The organism is Paenibacillus sp. FSL H8-0261, assembly GCF_045040645.1.
Lineage (GTDB): Bacteria > Bacillota > Bacilli > Paenibacillales > Paenibacillaceae > Paenibacillus_AQ.
Genome location: NZ_CP150297.1, coordinates 5,493,707 through 5,509,613 on the forward strand (window position 1 = coordinate 5,493,707; position 15,907 = coordinate 5,509,613).

At 45.2% G+C, this 15,907-nt stretch carries 17 protein-coding genes and 1 other annotated feature; all 17 genes read right to left on the bottom strand.

Annotated features, from left to right (window positions below):
- Positions 1-186 precede the first annotated feature (186 nt).
- The 17 genes from ilvE to MHI27_RS24575 all read right to left on the bottom strand — a co-directional run bounded on the left by ilvE (position 187) and on the right by MHI27_RS24575 (position 15,903).
- Positions 187-1,068 (bottom strand): branched-chain-amino-acid transaminase, encoded by an 882-nt coding sequence (gene ilvE / locus MHI27_RS24495; RefSeq protein WP_042191145.1) that lies wholly within the window; start codon positions 1,066-1,068, stop codon positions 187-189.
- Positions 1,069-1,072: 4 nt separating this feature from the next.
- Positions 1,073-1,960, bottom strand: a complete 888-nt coding sequence (pheA, locus tag MHI27_RS24500; protein WP_042191147.1) for a prephenate dehydratase — start codon at positions 1,958-1,960, stop codon at positions 1,073-1,075.
- Positions 1,957-2,937: a homoserine kinase gene (gene thrB / locus MHI27_RS24505; protein WP_405174876.1), complete on the bottom strand. Its 981-nt coding sequence runs from the start codon at positions 2,935-2,937 to the stop codon at positions 1,957-1,959. Before thrB ends, pheA begins: the two co-directional genes overlap by 4 nt.
- A gap of 59 nt (positions 2,938-2,996) precedes the next feature.
- Positions 2,997-4,283, bottom strand: coding sequence for a homoserine dehydrogenase (locus MHI27_RS24510; RefSeq protein ID WP_042191151.1), 1,287 nt, complete (start codon positions 4,281-4,283; stop codon positions 2,997-2,999).
- Between the two features lie 36 nt (positions 4,284-4,319).
- Positions 4,320-4,757 (bottom strand): ACT domain-containing protein, encoded by a 438-nt coding sequence (locus tag MHI27_RS24515; protein ID WP_042130552.1) that lies wholly within the window; start codon positions 4,755-4,757, stop codon positions 4,320-4,322.
- Positions 4,758-4,915: 158 nt separating this feature from the next.
- The gene (locus MHI27_RS24520; RefSeq protein ID WP_405174877.1) at positions 4,916-6,277 is read right to left on the bottom strand and encodes a hypothetical protein; all 1,362 of its coding nucleotides are present in this window, start codon (positions 6,275-6,277) and stop codon (positions 4,916-4,918) included.
- Positions 6,278-6,331: 54 nt separating this feature from the next.
- Positions 6,332-7,102 (bottom strand): hypothetical protein, encoded by a 771-nt coding sequence (locus tag MHI27_RS24525; RefSeq protein WP_405174878.1) that lies wholly within the window; start codon positions 7,100-7,102, stop codon positions 6,332-6,334.
- Between the two features lie 14 nt (positions 7,103-7,116).
- A complete protein-coding gene (locus MHI27_RS24530; protein ID WP_405174879.1) occupies positions 7,117-7,863 on the bottom strand; it encodes a hypothetical protein in 747 nt (248 codons plus the stop codon).
- Between the two features lie 11 nt (positions 7,864-7,874).
- The gene (locus MHI27_RS24535; RefSeq protein WP_042191160.1) at positions 7,875-9,194 is read right to left on the bottom strand and encodes an SPFH domain-containing protein; all 1,320 of its coding nucleotides are present in this window, start codon (positions 9,192-9,194) and stop codon (positions 7,875-7,877) included.
- 212 nt (positions 9,195-9,406) lie between these two features.
- Complete coding sequence (gene obgE / locus MHI27_RS24540; RefSeq protein ID WP_340972429.1) at positions 9,407-10,717, bottom strand: GTPase ObgE; 1,311 nt, start codon at positions 10,715-10,717, stop codon at positions 9,407-9,409.
- A gap of 15 nt (positions 10,718-10,732) precedes the next feature.
- Positions 10,733-11,473 (bottom strand): Spo0B domain-containing protein, encoded by a 741-nt coding sequence (locus tag MHI27_RS24545; protein WP_076300740.1) that lies wholly within the window; start codon positions 11,471-11,473, stop codon positions 10,733-10,735.
- A 280-nt stretch (positions 11,474-11,753) separates the two neighbouring features.
- Complete coding sequence (rpmA, locus tag MHI27_RS24550) at positions 11,754-12,065, bottom strand: 50S ribosomal protein L27 (protein ID WP_042130564.1); 312 nt, start codon at positions 12,063-12,065, stop codon at positions 11,754-11,756.
- 17 nt (positions 12,066-12,082) lie between these two features.
- Positions 12,083-12,418 carry a ribosomal-processing cysteine protease Prp gene (locus MHI27_RS24555; RefSeq protein ID WP_042191166.1) on the bottom strand — a complete coding sequence of 112 codons (336 nt, stop codon included), beginning with the start codon at positions 12,416-12,418 and terminating at the stop codon, positions 12,083-12,085.
- Positions 12,419-12,430: 12 nt separating this feature from the next.
- Entirely contained in the window at positions 12,431-12,742 is a 312-nt protein-coding gene (gene rplU, locus MHI27_RS24560; RefSeq protein WP_042130566.1) for a 50S ribosomal protein L21, read from the bottom strand.
- Between the two features lie 14 nt (positions 12,743-12,756).
- Positions 12,757-12,842 (bottom strand) — a sequence feature (ribosomal protein L21 leader region).
- A 62-nt stretch (positions 12,843-12,904) separates the two neighbouring features.
- Positions 12,905-14,146, bottom strand: a complete 1,242-nt coding sequence (locus tag MHI27_RS24565) for an Rne/Rng family ribonuclease (protein WP_042194404.1) — start codon at positions 14,144-14,146, stop codon at positions 12,905-12,907.
- Positions 14,147-14,204: 58 nt separating this feature from the next.
- Entirely contained in the window at positions 14,205-15,047 is an 843-nt protein-coding gene (locus tag MHI27_RS24570; protein WP_076286496.1) for a M50 family metallopeptidase, read from the bottom strand.
- A complete protein-coding gene (locus MHI27_RS24575) occupies positions 15,040-15,903 on the bottom strand; it encodes a M23 family metallopeptidase (RefSeq protein WP_076286495.1) in 864 nt (287 codons plus the stop codon). Before MHI27_RS24575 ends, MHI27_RS24570 begins: the two co-directional genes overlap by 8 nt.
- Positions 15,904-15,907 lie beyond the last annotated feature (4 nt).

A 15,907-nucleotide genomic window follows, 5' to 3' on the forward strand; every position in this document is an offset into this window, starting at 1 on the left:
TTACTACATCTTATGCAGCCCATGGGCGAATGACATCCCTGAAATAAAAAAAATCCTTTCATGAGACATGAAAAGATGTACCAGAGACCTCCGGCCATCTTCTTCATATGCATGAAAGGATATCTAATGCCTATTCAATACTCATTACACGACTAGCATGTAAAGAGAAAATTGTACGATTAACTGTTATTCCCAAACCTTGTAGCCATCTTTGTCAACAACATTGCGGAACTCTTCAAGCAATTTCAAAGTGATTGGACCCGCTTGTCCTTCACCAATGATTCGGCCGTCAATTTCACGCGCAGCAATAACTTCAGCAGCAGTACCTGTGAAGAATACCTCGTCCGCTATGTAAACATCATGCATAGTGAATGGTTCTTCTTTTAGCTTAATACCCAATTTCTCACATAACTCGATGATCGCCAGACGTGTGATTCCTTCAAGCGCTCCCAAATAGCACGGAGGAGTAAAGACCACACCATTTTTGATGATGAAAATATTATCTCCAGATCCTTCAGTAACATATCCTTGAGCATTCATCATGATTGCTTCATCGGCTTCTGCCAGATTGGACTGGATTTTCACTAGGATATTGTTGAGATAGTTAAGCGATTTAATCTTCGGATTCAGTGCATCCGGAATATTACGACGTTGGGATACAGAAACAGCACGAAGCCCATTAATGTACGCTTGCTCTGGGTAAATAGCTAATTGTTCAACGATAATGATTACGCTGGCTTTAGGGCAACGGCGTGGATCAAGACCCAAGTTACCAGGACCACGGGATACGATCAGTCGAATATAACCGTTACGCATGTCGTTAAGGCGAATCGTTTCAGCCATAGCTTCCAGCATCTCGTCATAAGTGAGCGGAATATCCAACATGATCGACTTCGCCGAATCATATAGTCTGTCCAAATGCTCTTTACATTTAAAAATATTACCATTGTAGATACGAATACCTTCAAATATGCCGTCTCCATACAAAAAACCGTGATCAAAAACGGATACCTTTGCATTTTCCTTAGTTACGTGTTGTCCATCCAGATAGATCCATTGTTCAGCCATGAATTTACTGCACCTCCGCTTTCTCTTCCTCATAGGTGTATGTGGGATACGAGCCCAGAATCCGAACCTGACAGCCTAAAGCGCTAATCTCTTCAATCGCTCCTGGTAGCAGGACTGATTCTATCGGTTCCAGCACATCAATATAAAAATAATAAGTACCCAACTTCTTTTTCGTTGGTCGTGATTCAATACGCGATAAATTCAGCTTCCGCCAAGAAAAGGCAGCGAGGACCTGATGCAAAGCACCGGGAAAATCCTCCGGCAGCGTAACTAGGACACTCGTCTTTACACCATTGCTGCTCCGTGGAAGATCAACCTTCTGCGGACCGACAAGGACAAATCGCGTGTAGTTGTTGTTGTGATCTGTAACTTTCCGATCAACAATCTCCAGCCCATGAGTTGCTGCGCCAAGAGCAGTACCAATCGCAGCCCAGCCCTTGTCAGGATTGTTCTTAACGATTTCAACAGCTTCAGAGGTGCTTCCGACCGACTCCAGTTCAGCCCAAGGTGCATGCTTCCGAACAAATTGCATGCATTGTGCCATTGCAACAGGATGCGAAAGGATTTTTTTTATTTTAGTGAAATCCTTATTGCCGTTCGTATCTCTGAATTCCAGCGGGTGGCCGATGAGATTCTGTATCGATGGAAAGATCCATTCAGCCTGCATAGGTAGATCGACCTCATTAATGAGCCAATCAATATGTAGACTAACTGAGCCTTCAATAGTATTCTCAATCGGGATAACGCTGTAATCAGTGGTGCCACCAGCCGTAGAGAGAAAGACATCGGAAATTAGCTTGTGATGCACAATTTTTACAGGCTCGCCGTTAAACAAATGCAGCAGCGCTTCGTGAGATACCGAGCCCTGCGGCAATACCGCTATTGATTTCATAACCGTACTTCTCCTTTTATCATATCCAAAAATGATACGTTTTGCATCTCGTTTCTTTCAAGAAGCTCTGATGTAACACCTGAAGTACAAGGCATCAGCCAGCAAGTCTGAGCAGAGATGCCGTGTTCTTGCATCGTATTCATCAGGAAAGCCTCAAGCTCTCGCTTACGAGGCTCATGGCGATCAACTAAACACAGTAGGGTAGGACCGGCACCGCTAAGTGCGATTCCTAAAGCACCATGGTTAGGTGCTTCCGCGAGCAGCTTCTCCATGCCTGGAATAAGTGCTGCACGATAGGGCTGATGCAGACGATCCTGCATCGCTCTACTGATCAGGTCAAGCCGACCTGATGCAAACGAGGCTGTCATTAAAGAGGTTCTGCTGATGTTGTACACAGCATCACTAACTGAGATTTCTGTTGGAAGCACTCCCCGTGCTTTTGTGGTTTCCAGCTCGAATTCAGGAATAACCACGAGAACCTCAAGGTCTTGAGGTGGATCAAGGCGAACGTAATCCGCATGATCACCGTCCCACACTGCGGTAATGATGCCACCAAATAAGGAAGCTCCTACATTGTCAGGATGCTTCTCAAGCTGGGTAGCCATATCAAACAGCTTCGCATCATCGAGCGGAGAGCCGATCATCGTATTAGCTGCGACCATGCCCCCAATGATGGCCGAGGCACTGCTGCCGAGTCCACGCGTAAGCGGAATCTCAGAGTACATCGAAATAGATATTTCAGGCACCGTAACGCCAGCCTCTGCAAATACCATTTGAGCGACCTTATAGAGTAAATTACTCTTATCCCGAGCCACTCCCTTCATCTCGTCACCATATAGATGAAAAACTGTCTCCTCTGCTTCCTCCATCTCAATCCAGGCATACAGCGGCAATGCCATGCCAAGAGTATCGAAGCCCGGACCAAGATTGGCAGTACTAGCAGGTACTTTAACCCTTGCTACTCCATAAGTACTCATAACAGGTGCAATCTCCTTACTCATTGTTTAAATATAGAAAGTATAGTCCATCTACAGTGCTAACCTTCCACACGGTAGTGACTCTTGATCCGGTGGATGACTTTCAGTTCATTAAAGTGGCGCAGCACTTTATTCATACTTGCTTTGCTGGCGTTATGGGTAACAATAATAATCTCCGCATCAGGATTATTTGGATTGGCCTGCTGAACTACCGAATCAAGACTCACGTCATACTCGGCAAACACCTGAGTAATCTTGGCCAATACGCCTGCTTTATCATCAACGTGTAAAAGTAGGAAGTTTTTATAAAAGATATCCTCATCACTCTTAAGCTTCTTCTGCTTATAAGGTACTTTTTGCTTCAATCCATTAACACCCAGCTTGAGGTTCTTAATAATGGCTACCAAGTCAGCTACTACCGAAGTTGCCGTTGGCATTGCACCCGCGCCCGCACCATAGAACATCGTCTCTCCTACTGCCTCACCATACACATAAACTGCATTGAAGACACCATTTACAGATGCAAGTGGGTGACTTGCTCGAATCAAGGTCGGTTGAACACTGATACTGAATTCCTCATCCTGACGTTCAGCAATACCTAGCAGCTTGATTTCGTATCCGAGACGCTTTGCAAAGGCAATATCGGCTTTACTCACTTCTGAAATCCCGCTCACACTGACGTCATGTAGCTCCACGTTAGTACGGAAGCCTAGGGTCCCGAGAATCGCCATTTTGCGGGCAGCATCCAGACCTTCAACATCGGAAGTTGGATCAGCCTCTGCATATCCTAAATCCTGCGCTTCTTTTAACACATCATTGTAGGATGCGCCTTCTTGGCTCATTTTGGTTAGTATGTAATTAGTTGTTCCATTCACAATACCTATAATCTTCATGATCTTATCTGAAGAAAAGCCTTCGATAAGCGTCCGAATAATCGGAATACCACCTGCAACACTAGCCTCATAAAAGACATCACATTGCTTCTCTTGCGCCTTAGCCAGAATCTCCGAACCGTGCAGCGCCATCAAGTCCTTATTCGCAGTTACGACATGTTTACCGCGGTCCAAAGCTTCAAGAATATATTCCTTTGTTCCATCGATACCACCCATCACTTCAACGATTACATCGATCTCAGGGTCACGAATAACATCCCATGGATCTGTTGTTATTTTGGCAGGGTCGACCTCAATATCACGTAGCTTATTGGAATTATTCACCGCTATGCGCTCAATGAGTATTGGAGAGCCTACTTGACTGCTCAAATCCTCCTGATTTCCTTCCACGATACGAACTACACCTGTACCAACTGTTCCCAGACCCAGCAATCCTACTTTAACCGGCTTCATCAGTATCCTCCTAAAAGTTTTACGTATATAATTTCTCTATCCCTGTCCAACGATTAGGGCGCGCTTCACTCCCGGAATATTCTTCAGACTATCAAGCATCTCTCCGAGCTCCTCATTCAAATGTGAGATTTCCACGGAAATCACCACATTCGCTCGTCCTTGTAGCGGAATACTCTGGTGAATCGTCAGCACGTTAGCCCCATGCCCCGCCACAGATCCTAGAACCTTGGAGAGCATCCCCGATTCATGTTCCAAATCCATGGAGATCGTAACAATTCGCTCACGTTCGAGCTGATGGATCAGGTGAATGCCATCCTTGTATTTATAAAAAGCGCTCCGGCTTAATCCTACCTGTTCTACACCCTCATGTACGGTCTTCGCATCCCCGGCCTCAAGCAATTGTTTGACCTGCATAGTCTTAAGTACGGCATCAGGTAATATGTCCTCACGGACCAAATAATAGCGTTCTTTCACGAACGTCCTCACCTCAAAGACTTTTGTGTTTTCTTAGTGGACATTATATCGGAAAAGACTTATAAAATGCAATAACTTTATATGTATACTCTGAGGCCAGGGAGTACGGTGCAGCAAAACCCCCGGATTCCCGGGGGCAGCAGGCAATCGTATGTACGCTAACTGTATGGAATCGTCGTCCCACAATAGTCACAGATCTTATCCTGCCCAGGAAGTACTCTACTCTTAGCACCGCAACTCGGACAAACGATGGATTTCGGCAGTTGGACAGGTGGATTAGGCCTACTCTCCGGTAATGACTGCCGCCCAGATGATGGCTGGTTCTCTGATGCCGCGGAGGGCTGTGCCCGGTCAGGATGCACAAGATTGGGCGGTTGTTTATCTAAGAGCTTAACACGTCCTTCATAATAGACAAGATCAGAAGCAAGTAACCCCCATCTCACCAAATACCGTAGGTCTCTACGTACATCATCTTCACTTTGTTTCGTGATATCAGCTAAATTACCAATATGTCTAACATCATCCACTATGATCAGCATGAGATACTTCTTGCACAGAAAATCAAAGTTTTCTGTTGCGAAGGTAGCCCTCCCTGCAAAGCTGTCCGCCGGAATTATAAAGATCAAGTAGAGGACCACCAGAATGATCAATAAAGTGAACCACTTAAAATCCCCTTTGTAGGTCCCCACGGCGAAGAGGACGGCAAGTTCCATAAAAGCTCCCATACATACATGATAGAGCAATTTGTAGTTAAATGATTTCCGCTCATTCTTATAATGAGTGCTTACAAAACGAAGCATCGCAAGTACAAACCCAAGCGGAGCAAACAAATAGGCAATCGCCATGATGATTCGATCAAACACTGTCCGGTCTCGCTTGTTACGGTAGCGAAGGTTATTCTCAGGCGCACGCACCAGTGCTTGTGCCCGTTTGGAATAAATAAGCTTCGGCGGCAATTTTACAAATGGATTGTCTACACGTCCTTCATAATAAACAATATCTGGAGAAAGTACTCCCTGATCTTTTAAATATTCCAAAACCTCGCGGACGTTCTCTTCACTGAATCCGCGAATATCGGATAGGCTGCCGATATGCCTTATGCCGTCCACAAGAACCAAAGCGATATAGTCATTGCAAAGATAGGTGAATCCCTCTCTCCATCCTACGGCCCTAACCGACAATTTGATGGCGGGAATCCTAAACAATGCGTAGATAATCACCAGCCTGATCAAGAGTGCGACATAATCGATTTGACCGAGTAGCTTGCTAATAATGAAATAGATCGCCAATTCTACAAAGGCACCCATACACGCATGATAAAACAGGTTAATATTGCTTGCTTTGCGCTGTCTCTTGGAATGTGTAGATAATAACCGAATGGCAGCCAATATAAAGCCAACCGGAGCAAATACATACGCAAACACAATAGTCGTATAATCAAACGCCGTCCGCTCATATTCGTGCTTATATATCGGTTTGCCTGTTGTTGGTGGCTGCCTTCGTATATCCAATTTACTCATCTTTTATCTCCCCTAGTTAAGTTATATCTACAATGCTCAGGGAGAACCTTGGCATTAACTGTACGATATCATCGTGCCACAGTATTCACAGCTCTTAGACTGACTAGGCTGAACCGTGTTCTGTGCTCCGCAGCCCGGACAACGGATGGACTTAGGCAGCAGCGGTGAGGACTGCGGTTGAGAATGAATCTGCTGTCCCGAAGCTTGGGCTCCGAAGCCTGAAGTCCTTTCAGGATGTACAAGATTAGGTGCTGCCATGGATGGATCTGGCGTCTGACGCCCCTCGGAAAGTACAATATCAATATCCAGTAATCCTTTATTCTTTAGATACTGGACATCTCTCCGTACATCGCTTTCGCTTTGACCTATCCGTTCAGATATACTGCCGACATATCGGATATTTTTATTTTGAATCAGTTCTATATAAGAAGTGTTAAGCTTAGAAAGTGTATATTTAGCTTTTGCTGTCACACTCGCAAGAATAAGTGCCGGAATCAAAAATATGACTGCAAGGAAAATCTGGATCGTTAATAATTCGGAAGCTCCAGTGTTTCCACTCATGGTATCCACAAACATTGCAATAGAGAGTTCAACAAATCCTCCGATAAATACATGCATGATCAGATTTAGATTGGTGGGTCTCCGATGATTTTTATAATGGGTTAGCATCAAACGTAACAATGCAAGAACGAGTCCAATGGGTGTGAATAGATAAGCTGCTGCAAGAATGACATAATCAAACCCAGTCCGGTCTAATTTAATCAGAGGAACCGCTGCACTCCCCGCTGGGGTCGGTGACGGCTCTTGTATGTTCAATCTGTTCATGTAGTTATTTCCTCCTATTTAAGTGCCGCTAATTCCCGATTTCGCCGCTCTAGTGTAGCTTTAATACTGTCGGCCATTTCGTTGATTTCAGCTTGCCAGTTCTCACGTGGCTCATTTGTCATGAGCAGAAGCTTCACATGATCATGCAACAGGGAGATCTGCTGATGCATGATATCCTCAGTAGCATATAAAGATGGATCTGATACAGGATCACTGAACTTGAATTGATCTCGTAACTTATTGAGCACTTTTACAAGCTGTTCAGTTTCGGGATTCTTCCAGCTGCTTGCCAGCGTACTGATCTCGTTTATTTCACTCTGATGCTGCCGAAAAGCTTGCAAAGACCTCTGCATTTGCTGTTCTTCTGTTCCGGCATTCCATCCATAAATCCCGATCACAGCCAGTGTGATTCCACCAATCAAAAGAATCAGCAGTTGAACGGCAGCATACCACAGAGGGGACAACTCCAGTAGCCAATCAAAGACAATAGCCGATGCGAATACTCCAACCGCATAAATCCCCGTGATGAATGCACCGCTGAGAAGAACGGGTGAGGTCCGCTGCACACTACCTGCAGTACGGAGCCAAAAAATACAATAGCCATACACCACACTCTCCGCCAGCAGAACAGCAACTAGCGAAATCACGAATCGAAACAGTGATTCAGAGAAGCCTAACCCTATAAAGGAGAACACCGTTAGTATTATAGCAGCCACATAAATAATGGTGATGATACGAATATAGCTTTTGCCCTTGTTCATAACGTCCTCCTTCAGCCTGCTTTTGTTCCACACTCTGCACAAAATTTCTGTCCAGGCTTCAGCTCATGCCCACAACCTCCGCATTTAATAACCAAACTATCTCCACAGTGAGGACAGAATTTCACCCCTGGTGATACCATTTCTCCACATTTACCACAGGCTTTAGGCATTTCTTTTCCACAAGAGACACAGGAAGATGCACCCTCAGGATTATCTGCTCCACAGGTTGGACAAGCACGATAAGGATTGCCACAACCAGGACAGAACTTGGCTCCTGCTTTCAATTCATGTCCACATTCCAAACAATTGATCTTGTTTCCGGACGATGCGCTTTGCTGAATGCTCTCCAGAGCATGCCCACAGCCACTGCAGAACCTTCCCTCAACAGAATTCATAACCCCACACTTCGAACAGGAGCGCTCTTGGCGCACAACTGTAGTCCCTGAATCAAAACTCATCCCTCGGGTCATACGATTCACCATATCCATAGCCGGTCCAGCGAATCCCATACCAAGTCCAAGCCCCATCCCGGTGTTCATCATGCCTACTCCAAGATTACCTGGATTACCTGCTGCTTTTTCCATCGTGTTAAAGCCACGCTCCTGCTGATAGTTGAATCCGATAATATCCATTTCTGCTTTTTTAGCTAAAGCTTCCTTTAATCGAATCGTTGCCGGATCATCATCAGGAATATTAATGGAATCAATATAGAAATTATTCAGCTCAAGTCCATTATCCAGAAAAGTTGATGCTAGCCGCCCCTGGATATGCTTTGAGATCTCTGCAACATAGGCATTAATCTCCAGTATACTGATTTGCTTATGTACAAGGTAGGATGAGATCAGTTCATTTATATTTGACATAAGCAAGCCGCGGAAATAATTCACGAGCGTATCGTGATCAAACTGAGGAAGCGTTCCAACAAGCTGCAACAAAAATTTGCGCGGATTATCAACCTTTACACCAAACTGTCCGAAGGAACGAACAGAAATCATAATTTTGTATTTAGGATCCTGGAGTTGTAAAGGTGCGCTGGTTCCCCATTTAACATTCATCGAATTGGTCTTGTTCACATACCATACTTCTGCTGTGAACGGCGACTTCCCACCGAAAGGAAGATTAACGATATTAGATAAAATAGGAATATTGGCGGTGCTCAGGGTGTGCCGCCCTGCCGTAAAGGAATCAAGCGCTTGTCCGCCCTTGAATAGGATCGCTTCCTGAGATTCATTAACGATTAGCTGAGTCCATGTCCCTAGCTCTTGGTTAGGATATTTCCATGCGAAAATCCCCGGAGGACCGTCGTACTTCACCACTTCTATAATTGCCATCTGCTATTCCCTCTTTCATCATCTATGATATATGAATAACGTATGCGTTCCCGGATGGGAAATTGTGTATTTCGATATTAATTGTATACGATATATATCGTGATTTGGGTTCTTTTCACGAAAAAAATATACTCGATAAGGAAATAAAAAAAGCGCGGCTTGTGTCTTCCTCTACAGGAGAACACAAGTCGCGCTTTGTAATCAGCTAAATATTAATAGTAACTGCTATTCTCTACGAACTCGAATTCGAACTCACCAATACGGACAATAGTCCCCTCTACAGCTCCACGTTTACGAAGCTCTGCATCTACACCCATATGTCGCAAAGTCCGGGCGAGCTTTAGAATCGCATCATGTGTGCTAAGCTGCATACGTTTCAACATTTTCTCGATACGAGGGCTGTTGACCACATATGTTTCATTATCACGTGTAATGGTGAACGAGTTATTATCTTCCGCTTCCAGCTTATAAACCTTACGTTCAGTTGTTCCTGATACTTCTTCAACTACCGGTGCCACCGGAATACTATCAAGAATATCCGTTGCACGATATAACAGTTCCTGAACACCCTGACGGGTAAGCGAGGAGATTGGCATAACCTCAAGATCCGGACGCAGCTCAGCTACGCGTTCTCGGAAAGCGATGAGATTCTCCTCTGACTCTGGCATATCCATTTTATTCGCGGCCACGATTTGAGGACGATCAATTAGAGCCGCATTATATTGCTTCAGCTCGTCATTAATGAGAACCCAATCCTCGAAGGGATCACGCCCCTCTGAACCAGACATATCCACTACGTGAATAATGATCCGTGTACGTTCAACGTGACGCAGGAATTCATGACCAAGCCCTATACCTTCACTAGCTCCCTCAATTAATCCTGGCAGATCCGCCATTACAAAGCTTCGTCCATCCCCAACATCTACTACACCTAAGTTCGGTGTAATCGTAGTGAAATGGTATGCACCAATCTTTGGTTGAGCTGCGGATACGACCGACAGTAGCGTAGATTTGCCCACACTCGGGAAGCCTACAAGTCCCACATCAGCCATAACCTTAAGTTCCATAACAATATACCGCTCTTGACCTTCTTCGCCGTTCTCTGCTAGCTCTGGAGCCTTATTAGCTGCTGTTGCAAAACGAGCATTCCCACGACCCCCACGACCCCCACGAGCAACAACAACTTGCTGACCATGACGAGTCAAATCGGCGATGATCTCTTGAGTATCATCGTCAATTAATATGGTTCCAGGTGGAATCCGCACGATCATATGGTCAGCGTTCGCCCCATGCTGACTTCTGTTACGTCCTTTAATCCCTTTGTCCGCTTTAAAATGGCGCTGATAACGGAAATCCATCAGCGTACGCAAGCCCTCATCTACGCGGAAGATAACGTCGCCACCACGGCCACCGTCACCACCTGCTGGGCCACCATCCGGTACATACTTTTCCCGACGAAACGCAACGATACCATCCCCGCCGTCTCCGCCCTTAACATAAATCTTAGCTTTATCTACGAACATTAATGTTCACCTTCCTCACATTTCAAGCGGCAAACGCAGCTCTACATAAGCCTTGCTGGGCTTAAACTGCTCCGCTTTCATGATTTTCCCTTGTACTATATTATAAATTTGCCCTTTGAGCTGCTCGGGATTGCCATGCTCTCCCTCACCTTCGAAGGAGATAAGAATGTCTCCTCCATCCTGAATAAAGCCAAGACGCAGCTTGCGCGTTTCACCCTGAGGAGCCAGTCCGTTATATTGATAAGCTCGTACGGTCTGCATGATCACTGAAGTCAGCTCATCTCCTGCTTCCCGGTTTAGCTTCTCCTCCAGTTGCAATCCTTCCTCCACTTGAACTTCCAGTTCCAGACTAGTCCGGTAAGTTCGGAAAGATTGGATATAGAAGACCAATGAAGGAATGCCCAGCTTAGCGATACGACTATCAAGTGCTATGCGTTCCTTTATTCTTTCCACACACTCCACGGATTTATCAGGCTTTCCAAGCTGAATATATCCGTAAAGAATCTGCAAATCATTCATCCAATCATGACGATGATGATTCAGTGTCCGAATCGCCGCCTGTTGCAGAGTGTTCTCTTGTATACGCAGTTCCCGTTCCCAATGACGCTGATTCCAAATCAAACTGAAAGCAACCGTTGCTGCTACCCAAATTCCAAGCAACAGACACGTCAAAAGGGAGGTATGCCAATACACGAGTCCTAAAGGAAGCATTACGGATAACATGACTGCCCAGATTGCACTTTTCCAGGATTTCATTCTTTCTCCCCGTCCCTCAGTTCGCAAAATTCATGACTTCGTTTAGATTATTACCCTCATCAATTACCATTTCCTAGTATAACACAGCAGTTCCCTGTAGTTCACCAGAGATAACCGTGAGATTTCACATATGTCTAAGGATGTTTATGTTTTCTTAAAACTCTGAAGGTCTACATTTCTAAAGTGCTCAAAGGTATCCACATACGCTTCTGAATATTCTACAAAAAAGCCTCCGGCACTCATGCCGGAGGCTTCTACATGCAAATATGGTTCCGTAAGCTTACGCTTCCAGTGCCGCTGCTACCGGAGCGACATCAACTGGGTATACGCTCACTTTTTTGCGATCGCGGCCCCAACGTTCGAACTTCACTACGCCATCCACCAATGCGAACAACGTATCATCTTTACCGATGCCTACGTTAGTGCCTGGGTGAATTTTTGTTCCGCGTTGACGAACCAAGATGTTACCGCCGGTTACTGCTTGACCGTCAGCACGTTTCACGCCAAGACGTTTGGAATGGGAATCCCGTCCGTTTTTTGTGGAACCTACACCTTTTTTCGATGCGAACAATTGAAGATTCAATTTCAACATGTTGTCAACCTCCTTCTTTAAATATTTACTTGCTCTATTTGAAGATACTTTCCGTATGATTCTGCGATATCATTTAGCATCACGACCATGGATTCAAGCAGCAATTGCACCTTCGCGGAAGTATCGAAATCATCAATGGAACCTAATGTTCCACTTAGGAATCCGTTCTTCATGGATGTATCCATGGAGATTCCGGTCAAAGTCTCAATCGAATTGACGGTTCCAACCGTTACGGCCGAAACACCGGCACATACGATATCTTCGCCACGCTTTGCATAACCCGCGTGCCCTTTTACCTCAAAGCCAACGATAGTTCCTAGATCCGAAGATCGTGTAATCCGTACGTTAATCATTCACGCACCTTCTTACGCTTGAATCTTCTCGATAGTTACTTTCGTGTACGGTTGACGATGGCCTTGTTTCTTGTGGTAGTTCTTCTTAGGTTTGTATTTGTAAACTACAACCTTAGCGCCTTTACCATGTTTCTCGACTTTAGCTGTTACAGACGCGCCGCTTACGAGCGGAGTTCCTGCAGTCAGACCACCTTCGTTAGAAACAGCCAATACACGGTCAAAAGTTACACTTGCGCCGTCTTCAGCTTCCAACTTCTCAATGAACAAAACATCGCCCTCTTGGACTTTGTATTGTTTACCGCCAGTTTCGATAATTGCATACATTTTACTTGCACCTCCTCATGTCTCAGACTCGCCTAGTCTAGGTGGCAGATTCCCGTGGGAACTGCGCTTATGTACCCGATCGGAGCGGTTACAGCATGTGCAGGACCGAATCAATCAAACACATACTTGAAGATATTATCATACTTATCGCCCATCGTCAACTCATTCCATCCATTCTCCAACTTTCCCAGTCCCTCCGCAGCACTGACAAAGGATAGGTGCGAAGCTGGCTGAATCATGTCTTGCCTTCTTCCGGGTCATCTCGAGGAGTCCAAGTCTTGTCCAACCGAGAATATGGGTTTTGGTTCGATCCTTGCAGATCACTTTCTCCAGCCGCTCGGTAACCATTTTACGGTGTATTTCTTCTTCCATATCAATAAAATCAACAATAATAATTCCGCCCGTATCTCGCAAACGGATCAGACGACCAATCTCCTCTGCTGCAAGCAAATTAGTATTCGTCACCGTCTCTTCAAGGGATGCTCCTCCAATGTATTGCGCAGTGTTCACGTCAATAACGGTGAGCGCCTCCGTCTCATCCCAGATCATTGTCGCTCCGCCCTCCAGCGTGATCTTGCGACTGAAGCTCTTGTGCAACTGTTCCTGTACCCCATAAGCTGTAAAAATGGACTCCGGTCCATTATATAAACTCACAGGCTTGTACCCATCAGGTGCCATGTCATCCAGAAATGCCTTGGCTTCTTTAACTGCAACTGGAGAATCTATAATCAACTGATCACGCTGTGGATTAAAAGCATCTCTTATAAAACGCTGAACAATACTAAGATCACGATGAAGTAGAGCTGGGGCTTCTGCAGTTTGTGCCCGACGTGTAATGTTATCCCATTGCGCACGTAAAAATGAAAGATCACCCTCCACTGCTTCATGCGGCTCATCCTGAGAGACGGTCCGCATAATAACCCCCTCTTCTTTCATTCGCAGACGTTCACCAATTCCTTTGAGCCGGCTACGTTCTGCATCGCGACTTATTTTTTTGGATACCCCAACATAATCGGCAAAAGGCATGTACACCATCCAGCGACCGGGCAATGTATAATGGGTCGTTACACGCGCACCTTTGCCGCCACTAGGCTCTTTTCTTACTTGTACAACAATATCCTGACCCGGCTGCAAAAGCGTCTCGATAGAAGGCTTCACATCCGGCTGTCTATCCAAATGAGGGTGCAATACATCATCAACATATAAAAAAGCATTCTTCTTCTGTCCAATGTCAACAAAAGCAGCCTGCATACCTGGAAGTACGTTAATCACACGGCCTTTATAATAACTTCCGACCAGCCCTTGCTGCTGATCGCGTTCAGCCGCGTACTCCACAAGCCTTCCGTTCTCCAGAAGAGCCATTCGGGTAATGTGCTGCGTGCAGTGAACGATCATCTGTTTCATGGCTTCACCTCTGGTTTCGTTCATTCATTCATCCCTTCTCACGCTCTGCATAAATACACTACATTCCGAAGTAGGTAGATATTAAGCGCTGTTCCGGCACAACAGCAACAACATTTCCTTCGCCGTTTAATACATAGATAAAATGATATTGATTACGTTTAAATAGACGCAATATAGCATCTAAAGGTTTCGCAGATAAGGCAACAATTGGCCGAGCCACACTTCCTGTCCGCAAATGATACTCATAAACCGCCTCCCTATTCATCAAAAACGCAACAAATCGGTACGGTAAATTCCGATGATCCGTGAGATTTGAATACAATAAAAAAGCACCGATCATAACCATGTTCAGCCTCAAACCTCCACCTGCTCCAAGAGGCAATAGCGCATAAACAATCACAAAAATGCTTGCAGCAACACTCACTCGTCCGCTCCATAGCAAAGTATAGTAATAAGGAAGAAATAAACTAACTGTAGCCTGAAGTACTTTGCCTCCGTCAAGTGGCAGAACAGGCAAAAGATTAAAGAGCGCAATAATGGCATTAGCATTTATAAAATAGATTAAAAATTCCTGATTACCATAACCTGCTTGCTGAAGCCCAAGAGCCATAACAATCATGATTCCATTTTGCAGCGGACCGGCAAGTGCAATACCAATCTCACGACTAGCGGTGAGCCGCCCATGATCCTCAATAACCGCAACTCCGCCAAACGGAAGAAGCTGAACCGATTTGACTGTAACACCAACTAAAAGGGCAGCCACCACATGTCCCATTTCATGAATGAGGACGATCGTAAATAAAGTTAGCAACTCCAGAAATTGTCCTGTGAGTACAGAGAACAACATAATGATTACGAACAATGGATGTAGTGACAGATCAATCCCTAAGATCCTAATCAAACGATACCACTTCTGTAGGATCAATATAAGTCTTGTCTTTCATCACTGCAAAGAATAGCGTTGGAGCTGAGGAGCCCTCTTTCTCCAGCATCCAACCGAGTTCATCTCCACTCTGAATCCAGTCATCAATCTCCAGCTTAGTGCCATTTAAATGTCCGTATTCTGCTGTAATTCCTCCAGAATGTTGAACCGCAATTCGAATGCCACCGTCCAATTCTTTAGAGATGGAAAGAACACGTCCCATGTCTATACTCTTCACCGTCACATTTGAGGTTGAATCGATTTGAGGCATAATTTCTACACCTTTTAGCGTGGAGGCAAAGGGCTCCACAATACTTCCAGCTACCGGAGCACTAAGCTCATGTTGAGCTGCTGCCTTTTGAGCAGGTTCGTCTTTGTCACCAAATATCGGTATGAACGCCGGTGCACCATTAAAATTCTCCTCATACCAGACCCGCACTGCTGTGAAATCCATGTCATTACTCAAGGCGTCACTAATAAAGGCTTGGACTTTATAGGACCATGGCTGGTGAACTGCAAAAACTCCCCACACCGCTCCAAACACAAGCACACTGGCTATAACCCGTCGAATAAAACCGGAAGAAAATTTAGAACCTCCTCCTCCTGGTTCCTCCCAGCCACCCCGTCTCTCTTTCCACATCACTTCCGGATCAGGCTCTATAGATGATTGCTCCTCATTTTTCTTAAACCCCGTACCCCACTCCTTGAAGCTCGTACTCTTTTCGGGCATAACGAATAACGGAGGCACCTCTGCTGTTTCTATATTCGGGATTTCCTCCAGCAAACTACGGATACGCTCCTTGCGGCGATTCTTGATATCTGATTTGAGATCCATGTTT